Here is a 19,140-nt window from a genome sequence, read left to right on the forward strand (position 1 = left end):
CAACCTGGCGTTCAGCCGCCCCAGACGGTGGCTTCGCTCCAGCCAAGGTCCTTGAACTCGGCCGCCCGGAGCGGCGCCTCGCCGGCGGCGAAGAATTCGTCGAGCTGCGGCGGTTTGACCGTGGTCTCGGAGAGCATCGCATGGGCTTGGCCGCGATGATGGATCTGGTGCTGAAACAAATGCATCAGAAGGCGGTCGCGCCGCTCGGTCTGCACCGAGCTGTCGCGATTGACCTTGACCACCTCATCGAGCCGTTCAGGCGTCAGCGCATCGCAGTGGGCGATCAGGCGCTGGTCGATCGCGCCTTGCGCTGCTTGCAGCGCCGCGACCGCCGGGTAGGGCACCTCGTTCGCCCACGCCTTCGGCCCGAGCCAGCCACCTTCGAGCGCGTCGACGTAGAACAGATCGATGACATGGATGTGGTTCAGCGTCGCCTGCAGGCTCGGGAAGAATCCGGTCCGCGCGGCGGCGAACTCCGTCTGGCCGAGACTGCCGCATGCTGCGAGCAGGCGATGATTGGCCCAGGTGTTGTTGTAAGCAAAGGCGCGAAAAGTCTGAACGAGGCTTGCCGGCATATCGGTCCTCACTGGATTGGTTGTGTCAGGCAGGCGCCGTGGCCAGCCGGCCGACCCGCGACAGTAACAGTTTCAGGATCGGCGATTTGTTGGCCTTGTGATAGGCGATCACGAGATCCAGCGTCGGCGCCCCGCCCTGCACCGGCCGGGTGGTGATGCTGTCGGGCAGATAGCGGGCCGTGTAGGCCGGCAGCAGCATCACGCCATGCGTCGAGGTGATCATCGATATCGCGTGCACGACATTGTGCACCTCGTGCTCCGGCCTCGGATCGATGCCGGCGCGGTTGAAATAGTCCAGCACGACGCGGCGCACCGCCGGCGCGGATTTGGACGGCAGATAGAAGGTCTCGCCCGCGATGTCTTCCGGCGCAACGGCTGACTGCGCCGCCAGCCGATGGTTGCTCGGAAACACGAACACCAGCGGATCGGTGCGCACGCGCTTGTACGCCAGATCCTCCATGCTCTCGTCGGCGCGGATAAAGGCCGCATCGAGCTTGCGCCGCATCAGGGCCTTGGCGAGCAAGGGCGAGTAGTCGCTCGACAGGCGGATGTCGATGCCGGGAAATTCCTCCCGCAACACGCGGGTCACCTCGGGCAGCAGATCGATTTCGGCGCCCGACAGGAAGCCGAGCGAGAAGACAGGCTTCGGCGGCTGGGCCGCGCGCAGCGCCGCTTCCTTGGCGGCCTCGGCCTGCAACAGCGCCATGCGGGCATGGTCGAGGAATGCCTTGCCGGCCGCGGTCAGCTCGATGCCCTGCGCGCCGCGATTCAACAGTTGTACGCCGACCTCCTCCTCGAGATCGCGGATCTGCCGGCTGAGCGAGGGCTGCGAGGTGTGGAGCTTCTGCTCGGCGGCAACCGTCAGGCTGCCGGCATCGGCCACGGCAACGAAGTAGCGGAGATGCCGGAGCTCCATCGCAATCTCCCAATCACGGCCTGCCAAGTCTCATTGCCATCTCTCACAGGCATCTCTCGCGGGCATGGGGCCAGCTTACAAAGTCTTTTTCAAGCCGGCCAGCGCTCACTATAGCGAAGCGTATTCCCAGTGCGCGCTCTGCCTCGCAGGCAGAGGAGCCGCGCGAAGCCAGGCCGGAGCTTGCGCATGCGGATGAGGCTCGGAGCATTGCTGTTGCCGCTGCTGGTGCTGACAGGGCCCGGCGGTGCCGCCGCGCAATCTTTCGGCAATCAAACGAGGGCAAGTGCCATGGATGCGGACGTCGCAACGATCAAGCAGGCACTCGCCGGAAATTGGGAGAGCATCGCGCCCGAGATCCGGCCGAGCAAGAATCCGGACGGCTCGATCAAGCCGTTCTATCTCAAGCGCGCCTTCATTTATCAGTCCTCCGACCGGTTCGAACTCGTGGTGGTCAACTCGGCCGATCCGTACGGCAAGGCGCCGCTGGCGCGGATCAGGATCGTCGGACACATGCAGTGGCAGGGTGTGCATCCGATCGCACCTAGCGCGCAGAAGGTCGACTTCGTCGCCGACGAGGCCTACGAGGTCACGCCGCTGGCACAGGGCTTTGCCGATGTGCTCAACAAGGTCGCCTCCGCCCGCTACGCGCCATGGGCGGTCGACGCGCCGCAGAGCATCTTCGGCAAATCCTTCGCACCGTTTGCGCTGAAGGAAGGCACCAACTTCATGGAATACGACCTGGTCTATCTCAGGGGCGACCTGCTGTTCTGGGGCGCCCGCAATGTCGACGGCCGCGGCTTCGACACCGAGCAGAACCGGCCGACCAATCTGCAGATCCCGCTGGTCCGCAAGCAACCCTGATCAAGTAACCCTGATATCGTCAAGGGAACGAAGCCATGAACACGTCGAACCAAGATCGCCGCGTCCAGTTCGTGCTGGACGCGTTCGATACCCTGTTCAACAGGCGCGACTATGCCGCCGCCGAGCGGCTCTGGTCGCCGCGCTACATCCAGCACAGCGCGCACATTGCGCCCGGCCGGGACGGGCTGTTCGATCTCGTCAAGGGCTTGCCCGCGACGCTGCGCTATGAGAACCATGTCGGCGCGGCGCGCGGCGATTTCGTCATTCTGCACGGCCGGTTCAGCGGTCATGGTCTGCCGGCGGCATGGGTCGTCGCCGACATCGTGCGCATGGAGGGTGACGTGCTCGCCGAGCACTGGGACGTCATCCAGTATGAGGCGACGCGCGAACAGTCGCGCAGCGGACTGCCGATGTTCGGCGATCGCTTTCCCGGCTGAGCCGGCCCAGCGAGCGCGCACGGCGGCTGGGGAGACCGGACATGCAACTCGCAAAGAACGTGATCGACGTCGGCCTTTCCACCAACAATCTGGAGCCGATGCTGCGGTTCTGGCAGCAGGACGCCGGCGTTCGCTTCGACCACATGTTGCCGATCCGGCGCGGACAGAAGCAGTACCGGCACGACGCGCATGGTTCGGTCATCAAGCTCAACCATCATGTCGAGCCGCTGCCGGATGCGGCACCGAGCGGCTATCGCGAGCTGATCGTTGCGCGAGACGGCGTTGGAGCGCCGCAGCGCATGGCCGATCCCGACGGCAACAGCGTTTGCCTGGTGGCGCCCGGACATGACGGCATCACCCAGATTGCCGTTTCCATGGCCGTGCGCGACCTCGCCGCGCATCGCGAATTCTACGGCGATATTCTCGGCTTCGCCGAGCAATCCTGGTCGGGCGGTCCGGCATTTCGCCTCGGCGAGAGCCTGATCCTGCTCAGGGAAGATCGTGCCGCGACCGTCGATCCGGTTCGGGGCGCGCGCGGCTGGCGCTACATCACGCTGCAAGTCGCCGATATCGACGCCGTGCACGACGGGCTGCGCGCCAAGGGCGTACGCGAGGGCCTCGCGCCGGTGACGCTTGGCGAGGTCGCGCGGATTTCCATGATCCTCGATCCAGACGGCAACTGGATCGAACTTTCCCGCCGCGCATCGATCGTCGGCAGCCTGTCCGACCACTAGGCGTCAATGGATCCGACCCCTGGGGCGACGCGGCGGAACGAACCGGCTTCTTCCGCTGTTGGGTGAAAGGGGCTTCCAAGAGAGGGAACCGCAATGACAAAGGCAATTGCAGTCGCAACTGCATTGCTGCTTGGCACAGCCTCATTCGCTGTGGCGCAGACGTCGAAGAGCGGCGGCGGAACGGCATCTCCGGGCGCTTCGCAGTCCAGCCCGGGCCATGAGATGCAGAATTCGAAGAGCAGCACCGGGCCCGGCGCGTCTGAATACAGCCCCGGGGATCGTATGCATGACAAAGGCACGGTAGGCCGGGCAAAGGGCGCGTCTGAATTTACCCCGGGCGATCGCATGAACGACAAGCGCAAGTAGAGGATCAAGCCTGCATTGAAGTCGCCGGTCTACCCGGCGACTTCAAGATTTGGCCCCTTGGTCGCAACTCCCCGACAGCTTCAGTGACGGTGCTTCCAGTTGCCCCGGCCGCGGTACCATCCGTAGTGATGACCGCGATTGCCGTGCCAACCGCCATGTCCGTGGCCGTGTCCATGGCCGCCCCTTACCTGAATGACGGCTGCGTCCTGGGCCGCAATCGGCGCTATTCCCAACCTCGCGGACGCAGGGCTGACAAACGCCAAAATCAATAACGACACCCCTGCAATAATCCACTGAACATATCTCACCGAGATATTCCTCCTGCGCGGAATTGCGCGAACTCACAAGGCGAGCATAGCTCCGTTTGTTCCATCTACCCGCCAAAAATGTTCCGGATTTACGTCAAGACAACCCCGACGAGGTCCGCATCCCAGATTTCTGCCTGCCAGGCGGTGCTGATGCTATGATTGAATGAACAGATACTCCCTTTGATGATCGCTTTCATGCAGTCGATTTTCAGGCCGCAGCTGGTTCATCGATTTCCACGAGCGGCGATCGGCTCGGTCTGCCTTCTGCTGTTCGTCCGCTTGGCAAGCGCCGAACCCGTCGGCGACCCAGCCGTGACGCCGGCCGCGCAAGACGGAGGGCCAGCGCAAACGGAAACATCTCGTCCGAATACGAACATCGGAGAGCACAATGGTCAGGCCGACCGGGCGGCGTCGGACCATCAATCCTCATCCGTTCCGTCGCCGGCGCCACCGCCTTCGAAGCTCGACGGGCCGCAACAATACTGCAAGGCGTTGGAGCAGGCCGCATTGGAGAACGGCTTGCCGCCGGATTTCTTCGTCCGGCTGATCTGGCAGGAAAGCAATTTCGATCCCGGTTCGGTCAGTCCGGCCGGTGCCCAGGGCATTGCCCAATTCATGCCCGGCACCGCGCGCTGGCGCGGCCTGGCTGACCCGTTCGAGCCACTGCCTGCCTTGCAGGAATCCGCCCGCTGGCTTCGCGAGCTGCGCGCGCAATTCGGCAATCTTGGCCTTGCGGCGGCTGCCTATAATGGTGGCCCGCGGCGCGTTCAGGATTGGTTGGCGGGACGTGGGAATCTGCCGGGCGAAACACGCGCCTATGTCAGGATCATTACCGGTAAGTCTGCCGAGGAATGGGCGCAGGGCTCGGTAGAGGACCGAGTCCACACCGACGCTGCCATGGCCTGCGGTGACATCGTGCGCGGTATGCTCATCAGGGCGCTGCCCGCGGCCCCGAGAGAGGCCGTGGCAATTGCACAGCAGGCGGCGTGGGGACCTTGGGGACTCCAATTGGCCGGCGGTCCGTCGCAATCCAGGGTCCTCGCCGATTACCAGCAGCTTCAGAAGCGATTTGCATCCGTGCTCGGCGATCGCGCGCCGCTTGTTCTGAGAGCGCGTATGGCCGGGCCTGGCTCGGCAACCTGGTATCTGCTCCGGGTTGCCGAGACGACGCGCGAACGAGCCAACCAGCTCTGCGCGCGGCTGGAGGCAATCGGCGGGCGCTGCCTCGTCTTTCGAAACTAGCTGGTGCATCTCCGCGCCAGTTTTGGATCACGAGCCGTAGCCATCGCCTGGCGCCTTCGCCGGCCGGATTCTTGACGTTCGGTTGCGCGCCGACGCCCCTAGTGCCGCGTTATGCCCCGGTTGAGACTGACCTGAAACAGCGGCCCTTGGTCCGTGCGGATCTCGAACGCCAACAAACTGTGTTTGTCCAACGGCGGGTTGTCTTTCGCCATGCTGAGCAATGACTGCATCGCTTCGTGGGCAGCAGTCTCCTCGTCGCGCAGCTCGATACCCTGCCTGTCGGCATAGAGTTCCTCGCCGTTGCGGATGTCGAAATAATAGCGGGTTGCCAATTGCGGCTCCCTCTTTGCGGTGGGAGCTGCCCAGGCTCTCGAGTGCCGGCGCGCTGAATTCACCCGGCAGCGCCGCACTCTGCGTCAGCGGGTCCGAATTTGCTACTCAACAATGATATCGATTCAAGGAACCGCTCACGCGCTCGCTCGGGCCCGCTACCGTCTTCCGGCTACGATCTCGAACGCTTGCAGCGCGAGAGATAAATCCCGGAACTGGCAATTGTGCCTTGCATAGCTGAGATAAGTGTATACTTGTATTGTATCGACTGGCCTTGAGCCTTGTAGATCGGTCCCAGGGGACCCTTTTTCAAAGACATCGTCGGATGAAAGGGAAGGCGCAGTGCTATCAGCACTGCGGCTGAAGCTTTCGTCACCTTGTTGATCGGCTGCCGTTTCACGGATGTACTGGAATGGCAGTGCGGCCCGCTCTGTCACCGATAGAGCGGGCATTCGTATTTGTGGGCTTGACGTGTCTTCTACCGCGAGAGGTGATCCGTTGCAGGTTCTTGTCAGGGACAACAATATCGACCAGGCACTGCGCGTTCTAAAGAAGAAGATGCAGCGCGAAGGCGTCTTCAGAGAGATGAAGCGGCGCCGCTCGTTCGAAAAGCCTTCGGAAAGAAAGATTCGGGAGAAAGCCGAGGCCGCGCGGCGAGCTCGCAAGCTTGCCCGCAAGCAGGCGATACGGGACGGATTGATTGCGGCTCCGCCGAAGAAGCCCAGATTGCTGGCGCCGAAATTCCCGGCACTCAGTCAATTGGCACCGCGAACCAGCGGCCCCCGAGAGAGTTAGTCCTCCGTACCGCAATCCTGTTGGAGGGAGCGTGCAAGATGAAGCAGCGACCTTATCGAGGCAATGGATGTCTCCAGGAACGCATCTCTGACGAACTCTGTCGTCGGCGAGCCGAAGACCGGGATGTTCGATCGAAGGACGAGGTGCGACGGCAGCGTGCGCAGAACCTCGCCGGCACGGCCATCAACGCAATGGCAGATCATTCGGCCAGCCTGATCGATCAGTCTGCCCGCAAGCATGATCTGCTGGACGGTCCCAGGGAGTTTCGCTCGTCTCGCCAGGATCGTTGACGAAACGGTCGTGCGGCGGGTCGTGCGGCTTTTTGCCCTGACTGCGAAACCGGTTGGCAGGCGACGGGAGTCCCTGGTCGGTGCCGACGGGATCGCGGAAGCCCAATCTCTGATTTGCCCGACGGCGCAAGCCCGCGCGGCAAAAATATTTCGCATTAACAGAAGTGCAAGGCTCGGACGATTCATGTCGCGAGAACGCGAGTCCATCGCTCCGCGGCCGCGCCACACATTCACTTGTCGTCCCGGCCTTCGCCAGGACGACAACGATGAGTCCCGCCTGCAACCTCCGCCGCAGAGTATGGGTCCGTGCTTTCGCAGGGACGACGATCGAGGATGTGGGCAATGCCACAAATTCACTGTCGTCCTGGCGAAAGCCAGGGCCCATTACCCCAAATGCGCATTGCAGCGCGACGCTGGGGCCACGATCTCGTTCACAATCAAATGCGGTGATATTGGGTTCCGGCCTTCGCTAGCACGACAATTGCGATGAGGGTGGCGGAAAGCGTCCTACCCCGCCAGCACCGCATCCGCGCCGGTCACCGCCTCGGCGCTCTCCGTCACCGTCTTCTCCAGCGACGGCGCCTGCACCGAGATGTTCTCGGCGAAGAAGCGCGCCAGTGCGACGTAGCGCTGCGGCTCGGCGTCGCCGTTCGCCTTGGCGGCCAGCGCCTCGCCGGCAAGCATGCAGCCGCCGAGCGTGGCGCCGAACAGCCGCAAATAAGGCGTCGCGCCGGCCAGCGCCTCGTTCGGCGCCGAGGCCAGCCGCTCGAGCAGCCATTTGCTGGTGCGTTCGAGCGCGGCATGGGCGTCACGGAGCTTCGTGCCGGTGGTGCCGAATGCCGGATCGTTGGAGGTCTCGACCTGCTTGATGGTGGCGGCGAGCTCGTCGAGCAGCGCCCACACCGAAGCACCGCCATTGGCGCCGAGCTTGCGGGTGACGAGGTCGATCGACTGGATGCCGTTGGTGCCTTCATAGATCGAGGTGATGCGGGCGTCGCGGTAATGCTGCGCGGCGCCGGTCTCCTCGATGAAGCCCATGCCGCCGTGGACCTGCACGCCGAGATAGGCGACCTCGTTGCCGATGTCGGTGGAGAACGCCTTGGCGATCGGGGTCAGCAATGCGCCGCGTGCCGCGGCGTCCGCGCGCACCTTGGCGTCCTTGGCGCGCACCGAGACGTCGAGCGCGACCGCGGTGGCGTAGCAGATCGTGCGCGCCGCCGCCGTCATGCTGCGCATCTGCATCAGCATGCGCTTGACGTCGGGATGCACGATGATCGGATCCATCCCGTCGCCCTTGTGGCCGATCGCTTTTCCCTGGCGGCGCTCCTGCGCATAGGCTAAGGCCTGCTGATAGGCGCGGTCGGCGATGCCGACGCCCTCGAGGCCGACGCCGAGGCGGGCCTGGTTCATCATCGTGAACATGCAGCGCATGCCCGCGTTTTCCTCGCCGATCAGAAAGCCGATCGCGCCGCCCTTGTCGCCCATGGTCATGGTGCAGGTCGGCGAGGCGTGCATGCCGAGCTTGTGCTCGACGCCGGAGGCATGGATGTCGTTGCGCTCGCCGAGCGAGCCGTCGGCATTGACCATGAATTTCGGAACCAGGAACAGCGAGATGCCCTTGGTGCCAGCGGGCGCATCGGGCAATCGTGCGAGCACGAAGTGCACGATGTTGTCGGTCATGTCGTGCTCGCCATAGGTGATGAAGATCTTGGTGCCCTTGATGCGGTAGGTGCCGTCGGGTGCGCGTTCGGCGCGGGTGCGCAGCGCGCCGACGTCGGAGCCGGCGTTGGGCTCGGTGAGCTGCATGGTGCCGGTCCATTCGCCGGTGACGAGCTTCTCGAGATAGGTCTTCTTCAGCTCGGCGCTGCCATGGGCATCGAGCGCCTCGATCGCCGACAGCGTCAGCAGCGGGCAGAGGCCGAAGGCGACGTTCGATGCGCTCCAGATCTCGGTGCAGGCGGCGTTGATCGCGAGCGGCAGGCCCTGGCCGCCGAATGCTTCCGGTCCGGACACCGCGTTCCATCCCGCGGCGGTCCAGCGCTGATAGGCGTCGGGCCAGCCGGGCGCAGTCGTCACCTTGCCGTTGTCGAGCTTGATGCCGTGCTCGTCGCCGACCTTGTTCAGCGGCGCCAGCACATCGGAGGCGAACTTGCCGGCTTCTTCCAGGACGGCAGCCGTGATGTCGCCGTCGAAATCGCCGTAGTGGCCGGCCGCCACGGCGGCAGCGAGCCCCGCGCCATGATTGAGGGACAGCAGGATATCGTTGATCGGCGCACGGTAGGTCATGGCGTTACTCCCGACGAGGCGTTTGGAAATTGTCTTCCCATGAAACCAGTGGCCTCTCAACTGTCCGAGCGGACATCGCCCGGTCTGTTTCGGCCACCGCGGCGTCGCCCTATAATAAGGGTGCCGGCATCAACCTGCGGCTTTCCTGCGTTTTCGCGCGCCGCCCTGTTGAAAAGGCCGGACTCACCCTATAGACCGGCGTGGCCTTCGATCGGCGCGTTGGGGCGTAGCCAAGCGGTAAGGCAGCGGATTTTGATTCCGCCATTCGGAGGTTCGATCCCTCCCGCCCCAGCCAGGTCGTCCTACCGGCCTGAAAATACTGACGAAATCGGCCTAGCTAGGGAGTTGCTGCACAGCTCTGCGACACCTGACTGCCGCACAGGGGTGTATTTCGTGATGGCTGTCCGCATCTTTCGCCGTGACGCCGTGTATTGCTGGCGGCGACGACCGCCGCGCGCGCTTGCCAATTTCCTGAACCGTCCGCATCTTTTCTGAGCCTGAGAACGACAAGCTGCGTGGTGGCGCGTCGGCTGGCTGTTCAGCTTGACCTGATCCTGGAACATGCCCGCGATGCTCGCCGAAGGCGCCAACCTGCACCTGCCCCCGTCCCAAATTGAGACAATGCTGCAGGGCGTCGTCAGCCGACATCTGGCGAAGCTGGGGCGCGTTGCACTTGCCGCAAAATGCGCACGCGGGTTCGACCCGGAACGGGCGCCGATGGACGACAAGCGGGCGTTTTGGACCTACGCCCTGTTGGACGCGCAGGGCTCTACGGCGGTTGTACGAGCGGAGGATCGGATCCGGATGGGGGCTGACGGCCTCTCTGACGCGGATATCGAGGCCGTGCAGAATCATTTGGCCATGCTCCGAACGAATGATCTGGTTCCGACGAATCGCCATATCCTCAGCACCTGATCGAGACGATTGATGCTAGCCCGACCGCTATGAACATCGACGTTGCGCGAGGGACGTACTTCCGCGGAATGAAGCTCGCCTTGGCCGAAATCGACCGACGCTATGGGGGTGATCGCGTCGAGGATGAAGGCTTCGTGGATCGCATACTTCTGTCGAAAAGCGATCCACGGCAGCAGGTCTTGCCATCCGAGGCGGACAGCCATGTCCGCCACAGCGATCCACCAAAGGCTGCGAGCCGTCTCCCCCAGTCCGTTCCGATGACCGATCTCTCGAAGTTCGCAGATGATGTCATCCTGCATAATGCCAGAGACGACCATTGGGATGACAAGACCCAACGGCAGGCGTCGATTTCATGCGTCCAGAGGTCTACAGGTACTTACGGCAAGTCGGGGAACGATAATATGATCGGACTATCGCCGAGCTGCGCGCTATCGCTCTGCAGCGCAATCCGAAGGATCGTGGGATCGCCGGCGACACGCTCAATCGTCACCTTACATTCCTTGCTCAGATCTTCCGGCACGCAGTTGCGCGCGGGATTGACGCACTCGCCGAGATCGAACTCGTTGCGCTTCGGTCAAAGGATAAGAAGAAGCGCGCACGGGACGAGAGGGCCAAGTTGCCGCTTGACCAGGCTGCGGCGATCTTCGGCACATCTCCATTTCACAGTTGTGCAGGTTGGAACGCGTTGGCAGAGCCGGGTCCTGACGGACTGAACCAGATCTTTCATTGCGCTCACTACTTCGTACCGATCCTCATCTACTACACCCGCTGTCGCCGCGAAGAATTGTGCGGGTTGATGGTGGATGACGTCATCCTCGACAATGGCGAAATTCCCTATCTCCATATTGAGAAGAACGAACGGAGGCGAATCAGATCCCTCAGTCGCAGCGGAACGTCCCCTTGCATGCGGAGGTGCTCCGGCTGAATTTAGCCGCCTACGTCGAGGCGATTAAGGTGCTCGGCCACAAGCTGCTATTCCCTGATCTTTACTCGCGTGCATCACCGCTGGGTGACCGTATCCGTCCGCGCGACGGAGGAAAGTTTGGGGGCTCATGGGATGCGGCATCCGTTCGGTGCGCGACTCAAGAAGAAATTGGTGACGGAGGAGGATCGCGCCGATCTGCTTGGACACGGCGGCCATAGCGAGAACAGCGAGCGCTACTGCGAACCGCACGAGAACGCAACGTTGTACGGGTTCGTTCAGAAGCTTCAAAGCTTCTGGTGGTAACAGCTGAGCCGAAGCCCCAAGAGGGGTCGGAAGCGCCGAACCTCAGGGCAATCAACTGTCTTTGATTAATTAAGCAATCTGAACCTAATCGGCACCATCTAGACCGGGAAGGAAGGTGAGTGCGATGGATGCCCTCGACCTGTCAGGATCACTTCTCGAACTCTTGAGTGGCATGTCCGATTTTGGAGAGACAAAGGGACAGGGCTGAGGTCGCTGCGGCTGACGGCTAGCAGGGTTTGATGTCGGCACTGCTTCGCAGATACTGTGCCTTCTTGGAGGTCGTCGCCTTGTCAAATCGCCTGTGCCGTTTGCCAATTTTTCCGGTGTCCTCCGGGTGAGTGTGCCATGGCCACGATTGCAATGGCCACAGTCAACGAGATCGTTGATGAGCCGCGTGAGCTGGCTGAGTGTGAATCGGCGTTGAACCGATAAGGGTGACAAAATGAGAAGCCCAGCTAACAAAATGGCCGGAGATCTATATCGATTTCTACCTCGTTCATTTCTAACTCTATAAGATCGCCGCGCGTTGGAGCGCAAGATCCCGCCTTTATGGCCGCTATTGAACCCCGTTTGACGCCGCTAAAAACGTAAAAACCCGCAGCGTCGGTAACCGTTTGTCTTTTTAAACCATCAAAATCCCCAGTGACGGTCACTCCAGCAGCTGCCTTGCCGGCAAGTCCCGTCACACGACCAGCGGCCACGACGGTTTGGTTCCGGGAAACTCCGTTCGCGCTGGGTCGAAGTGTCTTCAAGTCGCCAACTTCCAAAATGTCGCCGGGGCGAGCATCCTTCAATTGAACCTCGACGCTTTCGATTCTTCCGAGAACAAGGGGTAGGCGCCGTCCAACCCAATCCTCAGACCATCGCAAGCTATGCTGAGGAATCGTCGTCGACTGCCATTGCTGGCCAGAATTGTGCTGATCAAATATTGCATAGGAATTGCCGGGTGCCAGTGCAGGCGGAATAACGTCGGTAAACTCCACATGTGTTGCGTCCGCACGCTTAAAAACAATCGAGGCGTGGCCTGATGGAGCGGCCCCGTCATCCCTTCGTATGCGGTAGGAAAACGCAATATGCGTGGCGTTAAACACCGACAGCGAGTTCATGCCAAAGCTAACCGAGGCGACGTTTGATTGCGCAATTAATTTGGCAAATGCGGAGGGTCCGGAAGATTCTTGCCCCGAGATCCATTCGTATTGTCCCCCAGTCGAGGAGATGCGAGCAGAATGCTCCGGCGCTACCTTTCCCAGAATAATTGTTGGCGTATTGTCGTCTACGACGGTGATCGATTGGCGCCCTGACTCGTCGGCTGGATTGCGGACGAAAGAAGTAATCGGTTCGCCATCGATGGACACCGTGGCGGCGCCGGAATCTTTCACAAAAACAGTAAGTCCGTTCAGGTCGCGCGTGCTCGCAGCACGATCAGGAAAAACGGTTCCAAGTACCGGGTCAAAATATGATCTAATTTGAACGGCAGACGTGTGCGGATCGACGGTAAGATGGTCACCGATGCCGGTGCGAAGAATATTGTAGTTTGCCCATACGCCTGCCGCTGGAACCCAGACCCGCTGTCCGAACGGGTGATTTGCGGTGGGATCGTAGTAGTGCATTGAGAGCTCTGCGAAAGCGGCCATGGTCGCCGGACCGAAAGGTGACTCCGTCGTTGCGTGGAATGTCGGATCGAAGCGCGTGGTTCCGAAATGGGTATACCAATTGTGCTCGACTGTACGACCCTTACTGACCAGGGCCAAGCTCAACGCAATGAGCCCGCCGCTCGTTGATCCCTGGTCTGCTTGCCGGCAGTAGACATTTTCGCGACACAAAAAACGCTGCGCGTCGAAGTCAGCCATAGCGGGGTCGAGTTCGGCCAGCATCTTCGGAACATCCGAGAGGGGGCTGCCTAAAGCGCCGAAATCGCCATGTGTTTTTACAAGCGCGTAGAACCCGGCGAAGCTTTCGAATGCGGCAGGAATTTGCGAAGCAAAATTGACGGTTTCCTGATGGGGAGGGTTGTAGATCGCCGTGACACTGCGAATCCCCAATTTTTTCAGGATGTCCGCGTGATAGGCGTCGCTTCCTTTTCTGGCGGCCAATCCTTCCATGTCGCGGCGCACGACATCTTTCCCCGGCCCCTGATCGAGAAGGTCGCCGCGGTGGTAGTGTGGTCCGGGACCTTCAAAGTCTGGATGGTACGTGACCCCGCCGTGTCCAGTGGCTATTGATGGTCTTATGTTCATGTATTCAAGAAATGGAATTTGCGCCAAGACCGAATAGCGGCTGAAATTGTCCCTCTCGATTCCAGTAATCCTGGTATCGCATCCGGTGGTGCAAGAGGGAGCGCGCAGAAGCAGCGCGGTTACGGCCGGTAACGGTGCGGAGACGTCGTTGATCCGCGAACCAAGAGGCCATTCTTCATTCAAAACCAGCGTTATGGTGCGAGGCGTCTGCGTCTTGGCGTCGCCGTCGCTCTCCATGCTTCTGATGACGTTATTGGTATAGCTTGATGAGGAGCCGTCAGCAAAGCGGACTTCAATGGTCAGATCCTGCGGCGCCGTTCCATCCAGCAGAAGCCGAAGTTGCTGATACCCTCGGCGATGTTCGAAGCTCTTCAACCACGGAGCATCGGGGGGCGAAACCTCGGTCGAACTGCGCGAGAGTTTCACCGGCTCGGGAAATGCTGCTTTATACTGAGGCACCATATCATCCGACCATGAATGCAGATGATCGATATTGCCCCGGTGCCATTCTCGAGTAAGCAGTTCGAATACCGGCAGGTTGTCAACCAATGAAGGCTGTCTGTTCAATCCGCTGAAAGAGTCGAAAAAGGCTCCCACATCGGGTAGTCCGCTGGAGCTGCTCACCCAGACACTATCGGAAATAGGTAGTCCCAGATCTTCGTTAAGGAACCTGTGAATGGCTGCCTCGTGCCATGGCGCCTCGTAGTCGGCGTCGCTGGAGATGGTGACCATCTGACCGAAGGGAAACGGCAACCGGCGAAGATCAGAGCTCGCTGCGTCAGCTGAGCCGCAAAGGCTCGTGCACAGGATCACGCACAGAATCAGAAATCGCACGTTCAAAACCTCTTGCTTCCCGCCAGCCCTTCGTCGCGCACGATCGTCTCAAGGCCGTTGGCGAGCAGACGTCCCAGCCATTGGTGTCCATGGACAGAGAAATGCGCATCGTCCGCATATTGGAGCGGTTCATGTCCTGCAACCGAGCCGTCAGGGGTGGGTGCCTGAATGCAGCTGATTCCAGCCTCCTTGCAGAGTGCTGAAAAATTCTGCAACTCCTGCTCAATGCCCATGGGAACGGTTCGCTGATCCGGCAGGGTTATCTTGCTGGCGCATGTCGTGGATTTGCGACAGTTTGCCTGGTCAAGAGCTGTTAACATCGCAATATGGGTCCGCGGGAAATCACTTTTCAATTTCTTGATGATCGCCAGCAGCAGATCGAATGATGCCTTTGCCTCCGGAATAAAGTCTTCGCGTGGAATCGAGAACGCTTGGTACATAGGTAGACCCGGGAGCAGCGGGCTTGGATCAGGCGCGACCGCATCGAGCGCCCACACCGCGTCCCAATTCCGGAATGTAAGTTGGCCTCCCTTTTCAAAATAAAAGTTGTCGAGCGGGCTATGTTCGTAATTATAGCCGAGACTTTTCTTTATGAGAGCGGCGTTCAACTGTAGCGCGTAGGCGGCATTGTGCTCGAACACGATGATGTCGGGATCGAATCTCATGCCGTAGTCGCGTATGGCTCTGTAGTTTGCGCCAAGATTTCCGTTGTCTCGCCCCGCCGAGATTACTTCGACACAGCGCCCCATCTTGATGCCTAGCTCTGACTCGGCAACGAGATTGAATTTTTCACCAGGTTTGACCTGCAGTGAAACGAGACCGCTTCCGCCAACAACAAAGATACGCAAACAGCGATCTCTGTTTTCAGATACTCGGTCTCGATCCAGTTGCCCGAAATTGTTGGCGAAACTGATCCCGGCAAATTCCTGGACAGAACCTCCGCCGGGCCAGCTCGTAACGCGATGCGGCGCGTATCGATAATAGCTGGGGACGCCTTCGACCGTAGCAAAGCCCCCCTCAAGCTTGACCGCCTTTGGATTGGGAGGCAAGTGCGCTGGATTGGGGAATTCTGGTCCCACGGGGATCGTGACATGGATTTGGCCTACCGGGAAAAGCCAACGCCCGGAGCTCGCATAATACTCAACTCCTCTTAAACGAAATCGGAGCGAGACGGGCTGGTTTGGTGGCAAGTCCGTAACTCCAAAGCCATTGTCGAGCGAAAGCTCAACATGGCGTCGGCGGCCATCCTCAAACACCAGCTCCAGTGACGATCCAGGTTCAGGTGCCGCCCCGGTTATCCGGCCATAAATACTTGCCGCTTCGGATGGATCAGAGATTGTTCCACTCTTCGTGAACGTTATGGCGCGAACCGCAAAAGCGGTATTCGTCATTCCCTCAATAGTCAGGATCCAACGACGAATGTGATGATCCTGCCCGCTACTCAATAGTGCATCGTGAAGTTCGCGCGGAACCGATCCAACCAGACTATGGTGTGCGGTCTCAGTCAGCGATAGGTGTGTCCCATTCGCGATACTCGCATCGACACCTTCCGGCTCATTGCCGCCTGCGGGCGCGGCTTGCGAAAGCCTGTCATCCCCCAATCGAGATTGCCACACAAAGACACGATGATCGTCGAGTGCCACTGCAATCGAGATCTGTCCCGCGTCGAGCGTATCGCTCGACAGTTCGACATTGATTTGATCAACATCTGCCGGCTCCGAACGATCGGGAGACCAAATCAGGCGCGCAACTTGCTGCTCGGAGGTCAGGATTGCAGCATCAACACGAATCGGACCAATACGGCGTTGGGTAAAGACACCACCATACACTTCTACAAGGCCGGCCTTTTGATACAGATCGACGGGATCTAGGAAAGCCAACCTTTCGTTGGCACCACTTTGCGACTTCGCTGCACTTTGGGAGTTCGCTACGGAAAGCTTTTCGCTTGCAGCCAAACGCTCGAAGCGAAATTGTAGCGCTGCCAGATCATTTGCGAGACTACCGGCCTTCTCCGATTGTGCTTTAGCTGGAGCGAGTTGTGCTTTAACTGCAGCGAGTTCCTTGGAGATTCCTTCGATCCTGGCGCCCTGCTCAATTTGCACATCGTGGATGCCCGTAATCACATTTTTGATGCGCAACCATTGATGCTTTGCAATGGGGAATCCAACGGCGCCCACAAGGGCCACAGCCACCACAAGGGTGACGATCCCGATCGTGTTCGAACGCTTCATCTTCCCCAACCCTGGAGACACCAAGCTAACCGGAAGCGAATGCCATCGGTCGGCCTTATTGAACATCTTTTATGTGTTTAAGCCGACGCTACAAACGTGACAAGGGACTTGACACACCCCCGGCCATCAGAGAGATCTGGCCGCAACCTACGAGCGATTGAAATGACATGCTGCTTTAAAAAGGCTTTGGCCGTGGCCACGCTGGCCTTGTTCGCGTCAGATGGGCACGGTGCGGGTTCGTTGAGATGGATCGTTGCCAGTGCAACTGCTGCAGAGGCGCAAGGGGCCACTTCCGGGCTTACGCTAGATGAAAAAGATCAGGCCGCCGCGGTTCGTGACGATAAACTCATAATTCTGCTAAATTTTCAAAACGTGCGCGACGGACTTGAGCATAGTCCCGATAGTACCGCGGTCGTCGTCGCGACTTCAGCCCAATATGCAAAAGCTTACCTAGCCAAGCCCGAATACAAACAAATCAAGCAGACGACGGTTTATCCAGTTTTCATACAGAGCATGGATGAGTACAGAAACGCAAATTTTGCCGGAATGAAACGGCTCGGCACAATTACGTTTGAACGAACCGACTCTGGCGTATTGATCAGCGACAATAAATTGATGCTTCATTAGGTCGGGCCGACCTTCTTCTTTAGTATCATCAATCGACGGTGCCCGCACGCTTGATAGCCATCGGCACATCTTTGGGTTGGTAGTTGATGAGTTCAAGCGACCACACGGAGCTGCCATCCGGCTTCGTCTCCACCTGGGCAAAGCCAAGTTTTCGGTAGTGGTCGGCCACCATATCGTTTCGGCCACTCGGGCGGTAGATACCGATAAGCTCCTTGCCGCCCGATTGCTGGACCCGCGCAACAAGTTCGTTCAGGACGGCCTGTTCAACCCCGCGCCCCAACACCCTGCAGCTCATCAGCCATGTGTCCACCGTCCAGCGAGCGCCATCCGCTCGTGCAATAATGACGCTAATCATGCCGTTGTCGCCGTAAGAATCGGCCAAGCGTACTTGATAGGTCAGTACGTCTGAATTGCCGCCCAGTTGCTCGATATCGGCCTCGGTATAGCGCCGCGTCGTGAGATTAAATTGATTGGATTTGTTAATGAGCTGCGTGATCCGGCTACGACCGGCGTTGTCGAAGGGGCCGATCGTCATCACCATGTTCAGCGACTTCAAATATGAATTCAGGTCGCGGGCCTGGCTCAGCAACGATGCCCGTTGCGCATTGGCCTGGTATTGCGCCACGCGCTGACGATCTTCGTCCAAAAACGCTACCGCTTCAAAATAACCTGCGCCCATCACGTAATGCGGATACAGCGCTGGATCTTCGCCCAGCTCAGGTACAGCAACCTGGGGAAGGGCTTGTCGAACCTGGCCGCGTTCCACCGGGTTGTCGTCGACAAAGACCAGAGCATCGAGGCCTATATTCAGTGCTTTTGCTACCGCTTCAAGATTACTCGCCTTGTCGGTCCAGTTGGCCTGAAAGACGGAAACATGTTCCTCCCGCAACAACATTTCTGGATGTTCGGAAAAGGCGGAGCGAGCGACGCGCTCGTCGTTCTTGGAGCTGATCGCGAGCATAATTCCACGATCGCGAAGGTCGAGCGCCATTTGCTGAACGGCAAGAAACGCCTCGCCCTCGGCCGAACCCTGTCCAAGCACGATACCGTCCAGGCCGTCATCGCCGATCACGCCTCCCCACAGGGTATTGTCGAGATCGAGCACAAGACATTTGCGCGACTTGCCCATGAGCGCGCCGATAATCCGTGCACAATAGTCCGCATAGATCGGTACATATTGCTGCGCGAATGGAAGCTTCGCCATATGCCATTGAACGGCATTGAACCAATTCTGAATGCCGAGATTCTGCGCAAGGCCAGAGACGTCAAATATCACGTCGGGACTTTGACGAAGCGTCTCACCAATATCCTGATTGAAGCGCTGGATTCGTCCGCGTTGGGTTAGCTCAAGTTTCGCGTCCAGGCTTCCGAACAGTTGTTCCGGCGGGCAGGCGACGGTTTGGAAAATGAGTGTTCCTTTGTACCGTTGCCTGAAAGCATCGCGCAGCGTGTTGAAATAAGCTACGGCATTTTCGACGCTGCCTGTTATTCCAAACTGCAGGTCTTCGTAAGCCCGATGATCCAGCGCCAACAGAATCGCATTCGGCTCCGACCTAATGACCTTGGAGCCGGATTCCGTCGCAGCCTGCATCACCTGGTTGAACTCTGCTTCGACGATGCGAAGGTCCACGCCATATCGCAATGCGCTTGCGCATAGCGACGGTGCGATCAATTTGGTCGTGGCATTGCTGACCAGGCCCAGCTTGAATGGCTGCAAGCCGGCAATCTGCCCGCCCTGCTTTTCGCGTACCTCACCCAACGTCCGTGCCAAAACGTTCAACTGGCTCTCATTGAGCGAGTGCTGCGACAACGCCCGCAACGCGTTGGCCCCATTTGCCGGGGCGCCATCGATCTCACGGCACAATCGCCTGAAGCTCTCAGGCGCGGGCGGGAGCCAGGGCAGTAAGGATAGGTCGAAATTCATGGCA

General features: G+C 59.7%; 16 protein-coding genes and 1 tRNA gene. 10 read left to right on the top strand and 7 right to left on the bottom strand.

What is annotated here, in order from left to right; translation table 11 throughout:
* Positions 1-11 precede the first annotated feature (11 nt).
* On the bottom strand, positions 12-575 hold the full coding sequence (locus tag HU230_RS03425) for a DinB family protein (RefSeq protein ID WP_176532917.1): 564 nt from the start codon (positions 573-575) through the stop codon (positions 12-14).
* A gap of 25 nt (positions 576-600) precedes the next feature.
* The gene (locus HU230_RS03430) at positions 601-1,491 is read right to left on the bottom strand and encodes a LysR substrate-binding domain-containing protein (RefSeq protein WP_176532916.1); all 891 of its coding nucleotides are present in this window, start codon (positions 1,489-1,491) and stop codon (positions 601-603) included.
* Between the two features lie 186 nt (positions 1,492-1,677).
* Here HU230_RS03430 and HU230_RS03435 point away from each other — a divergent pair, with 186 nt between their 5' ends.
* The 4 genes from HU230_RS03435 to HU230_RS03450 all read left to right on the top strand — a co-directional run bounded on the left by HU230_RS03435 (position 1,678) and on the right by HU230_RS03450 (position 5,439).
* Positions 1,678-2,352, top strand: a complete 675-nt coding sequence (locus tag HU230_RS03435) for a hypothetical protein (protein WP_210284281.1) — start codon at positions 1,678-1,680, stop codon at positions 2,350-2,352.
* Between the two features lie 35 nt (positions 2,353-2,387).
* Positions 2,388-2,789 (top strand): nuclear transport factor 2 family protein, encoded by a 402-nt coding sequence (locus HU230_RS03440; RefSeq protein ID WP_176532915.1) that lies wholly within the window; start codon positions 2,388-2,390, stop codon positions 2,787-2,789.
* A 41-nt stretch (positions 2,790-2,830) separates the two neighbouring features.
* Positions 2,831-3,523 (top strand): VOC family protein, encoded by a 693-nt coding sequence (locus tag HU230_RS03445; RefSeq protein WP_176532914.1) that lies wholly within the window; start codon positions 2,831-2,833, stop codon positions 3,521-3,523.
* An 869-nt stretch (positions 3,524-4,392) separates the two neighbouring features.
* Positions 4,393-5,439, top strand: coding sequence for a lytic transglycosylase domain-containing protein (locus HU230_RS03450; protein WP_176532913.1), 1,047 nt, complete (start codon positions 4,393-4,395; stop codon positions 5,437-5,439).
* Between the two features lie 98 nt (positions 5,440-5,537).
* Here HU230_RS03450 and HU230_RS03455 read toward each other — a convergent pair whose 3' ends face one another.
* The gene (locus tag HU230_RS03455) at positions 5,538-5,771 is read right to left on the bottom strand and encodes a DUF6894 family protein (RefSeq protein ID WP_176532912.1); all 234 of its coding nucleotides are present in this window, start codon (positions 5,769-5,771) and stop codon (positions 5,538-5,540) included.
* 496 nt (positions 5,772-6,267) lie between these two features.
* Between HU230_RS03455 and rpsU the strand changes: the two genes are divergently transcribed.
* Both rpsU and HU230_RS03465 read left to right on the top strand, forming a co-directional pair.
* Positions 6,268-6,564 (top strand): 30S ribosomal protein S21, encoded by a 297-nt coding sequence (gene rpsU / locus HU230_RS03460; RefSeq protein ID WP_092124744.1) that lies wholly within the window; start codon positions 6,268-6,270, stop codon positions 6,562-6,564.
* A gap of 38 nt (positions 6,565-6,602) precedes the next feature.
* Entirely contained in the window at positions 6,603-6,854 is a 252-nt protein-coding gene (locus tag HU230_RS03465) for a hypothetical protein (protein WP_176532911.1), read from the top strand.
* Positions 6,855-7,361: 507 nt separating this feature from the next.
* Here the strand turns inward: HU230_RS03465 and HU230_RS03470 are convergent.
* On the bottom strand, positions 7,362-9,140 hold the full coding sequence (locus HU230_RS03470) for an acyl-CoA dehydrogenase family protein (protein ID WP_176532910.1): 1,779 nt from the start codon (positions 9,138-9,140) through the stop codon (positions 7,362-7,364).
* Between the two features lie 220 nt (positions 9,141-9,360).
* On the opposite strand from HU230_RS03470, the gene HU230_RS03475 reads away from it, so the two are divergent.
* The 3 genes from HU230_RS03475 to HU230_RS03485 all read left to right on the top strand — a co-directional run bounded on the left by HU230_RS03475 (position 9,361) and on the right by HU230_RS03485 (position 11,283).
* Positions 9,361-9,435 (top strand) — tRNA-Gln (locus tag HU230_RS03475).
* Positions 9,436-9,701: 266 nt separating this feature from the next.
* Entirely contained in the window at positions 9,702-10,055 is a 354-nt protein-coding gene (locus tag HU230_RS03480; protein WP_176532909.1) for a hypothetical protein, read from the top strand.
* Positions 10,056-11,112: 1,057 nt separating this feature from the next.
* Entirely contained in the window at positions 11,113-11,283 is a 171-nt protein-coding gene (locus HU230_RS03485) for a hypothetical protein (protein ID WP_176532908.1), read from the top strand.
* Positions 11,284-11,738: 455 nt separating this feature from the next.
* Here HU230_RS03485 and HU230_RS03490 read toward each other — a convergent pair whose 3' ends face one another.
* Positions 11,739-14,354 (bottom strand): carboxypeptidase-like regulatory domain-containing protein, encoded by a 2,616-nt coding sequence (locus tag HU230_RS03490; protein WP_176532907.1) that lies wholly within the window; start codon positions 14,352-14,354, stop codon positions 11,739-11,741.
* A 2-nt stretch (positions 14,355-14,356) separates the two neighbouring features.
* Positions 14,357-16,585 (bottom strand): hypothetical protein, encoded by a 2,229-nt coding sequence (locus tag HU230_RS03495; RefSeq protein WP_176532906.1) that lies wholly within the window; start codon positions 16,583-16,585, stop codon positions 14,357-14,359.
* A 192-nt stretch (positions 16,586-16,777) separates the two neighbouring features.
* Here HU230_RS03495 and HU230_RS03500 point away from each other — a divergent pair, with 192 nt between their 5' ends.
* Complete coding sequence (locus HU230_RS03500; RefSeq protein WP_176532905.1) at positions 16,778-17,212, top strand: hypothetical protein; 435 nt, start codon at positions 16,778-16,780, stop codon at positions 17,210-17,212.
* Positions 17,213-17,240: 28 nt separating this feature from the next.
* Here HU230_RS03500 and HU230_RS03505 read toward each other — a convergent pair whose 3' ends face one another.
* Complete coding sequence (locus tag HU230_RS03505; protein WP_176532904.1) at positions 17,241-19,136, bottom strand: HAD-IIIC family phosphatase; 1,896 nt, start codon at positions 19,134-19,136, stop codon at positions 17,241-17,243.
* Positions 19,137-19,140: the final 4 nt, after the last annotated feature.

It is taken from the genome of Bradyrhizobium quebecense (assembly GCF_013373795.3).
GTDB classification, from domain to species: domain Bacteria; phylum Pseudomonadota; class Alphaproteobacteria; order Rhizobiales; family Xanthobacteraceae; genus Bradyrhizobium; species Bradyrhizobium quebecense.

Coding starts and splice junctions, on each gene's coding strand:
- HU230_RS03425 (WP_176532917.1), bottom strand. CDS start 575: ATGCCGGCAAGCCTCGTTCAGACTTTTCGCGCCTTTGCTTACAACAAC.
- HU230_RS03430 (WP_176532916.1), bottom strand. CDS start 1,491: ATGGAGCTCCGGCATCTCCGCTACTTCGTTGCCGTGGCCGATGCCGGC.
- HU230_RS03435 (WP_210284281.1), top strand. CDS start 1,678: ATGCGGATGAGGCTCGGAGCATTGCTGTTGCCGCTGCTGGTGCTGACA.
- HU230_RS03440 (WP_176532915.1), top strand. CDS start 2,388: ATGAACACGTCGAACCAAGATCGCCGCGTCCAGTTCGTGCTGGACGCG.
- HU230_RS03445 (WP_176532914.1), top strand. CDS start 2,831: ATGCAACTCGCAAAGAACGTGATCGACGTCGGCCTTTCCACCAACAAT.
- HU230_RS03450 (WP_176532913.1), top strand. CDS start 4,393: ATGCAGTCGATTTTCAGGCCGCAGCTGGTTCATCGATTTCCACGAGCG.
- HU230_RS03465 (WP_176532911.1), top strand. CDS start 6,603: ATGAAGCAGCGACCTTATCGAGGCAATGGATGTCTCCAGGAACGCATC.
- HU230_RS03470 (WP_176532910.1), bottom strand. CDS start 9,140: ATGACCTACCGTGCGCCGATCAACGATATCCTGCTGTCCCTCAATCAT.
- HU230_RS03480 (WP_176532909.1), top strand. CDS start 9,702: ATGCCCGCGATGCTCGCCGAAGGCGCCAACCTGCACCTGCCCCCGTCC.
- HU230_RS03485 (WP_176532908.1), top strand. CDS start 11,113: ATGCGGCATCCGTTCGGTGCGCGACTCAAGAAGAAATTGGTGACGGAG.
- HU230_RS03495 (WP_176532906.1), bottom strand. CDS start 16,585: ATGAAGCGTTCGAACACGATCGGGATCGTCACCCTTGTGGTGGCTGTG.
- HU230_RS03505 (WP_176532904.1), bottom strand. CDS start 19,136: ATGAATTTCGACCTATCCTTACTGCCCTGGCTCCCGCCCGCGCCTGAG.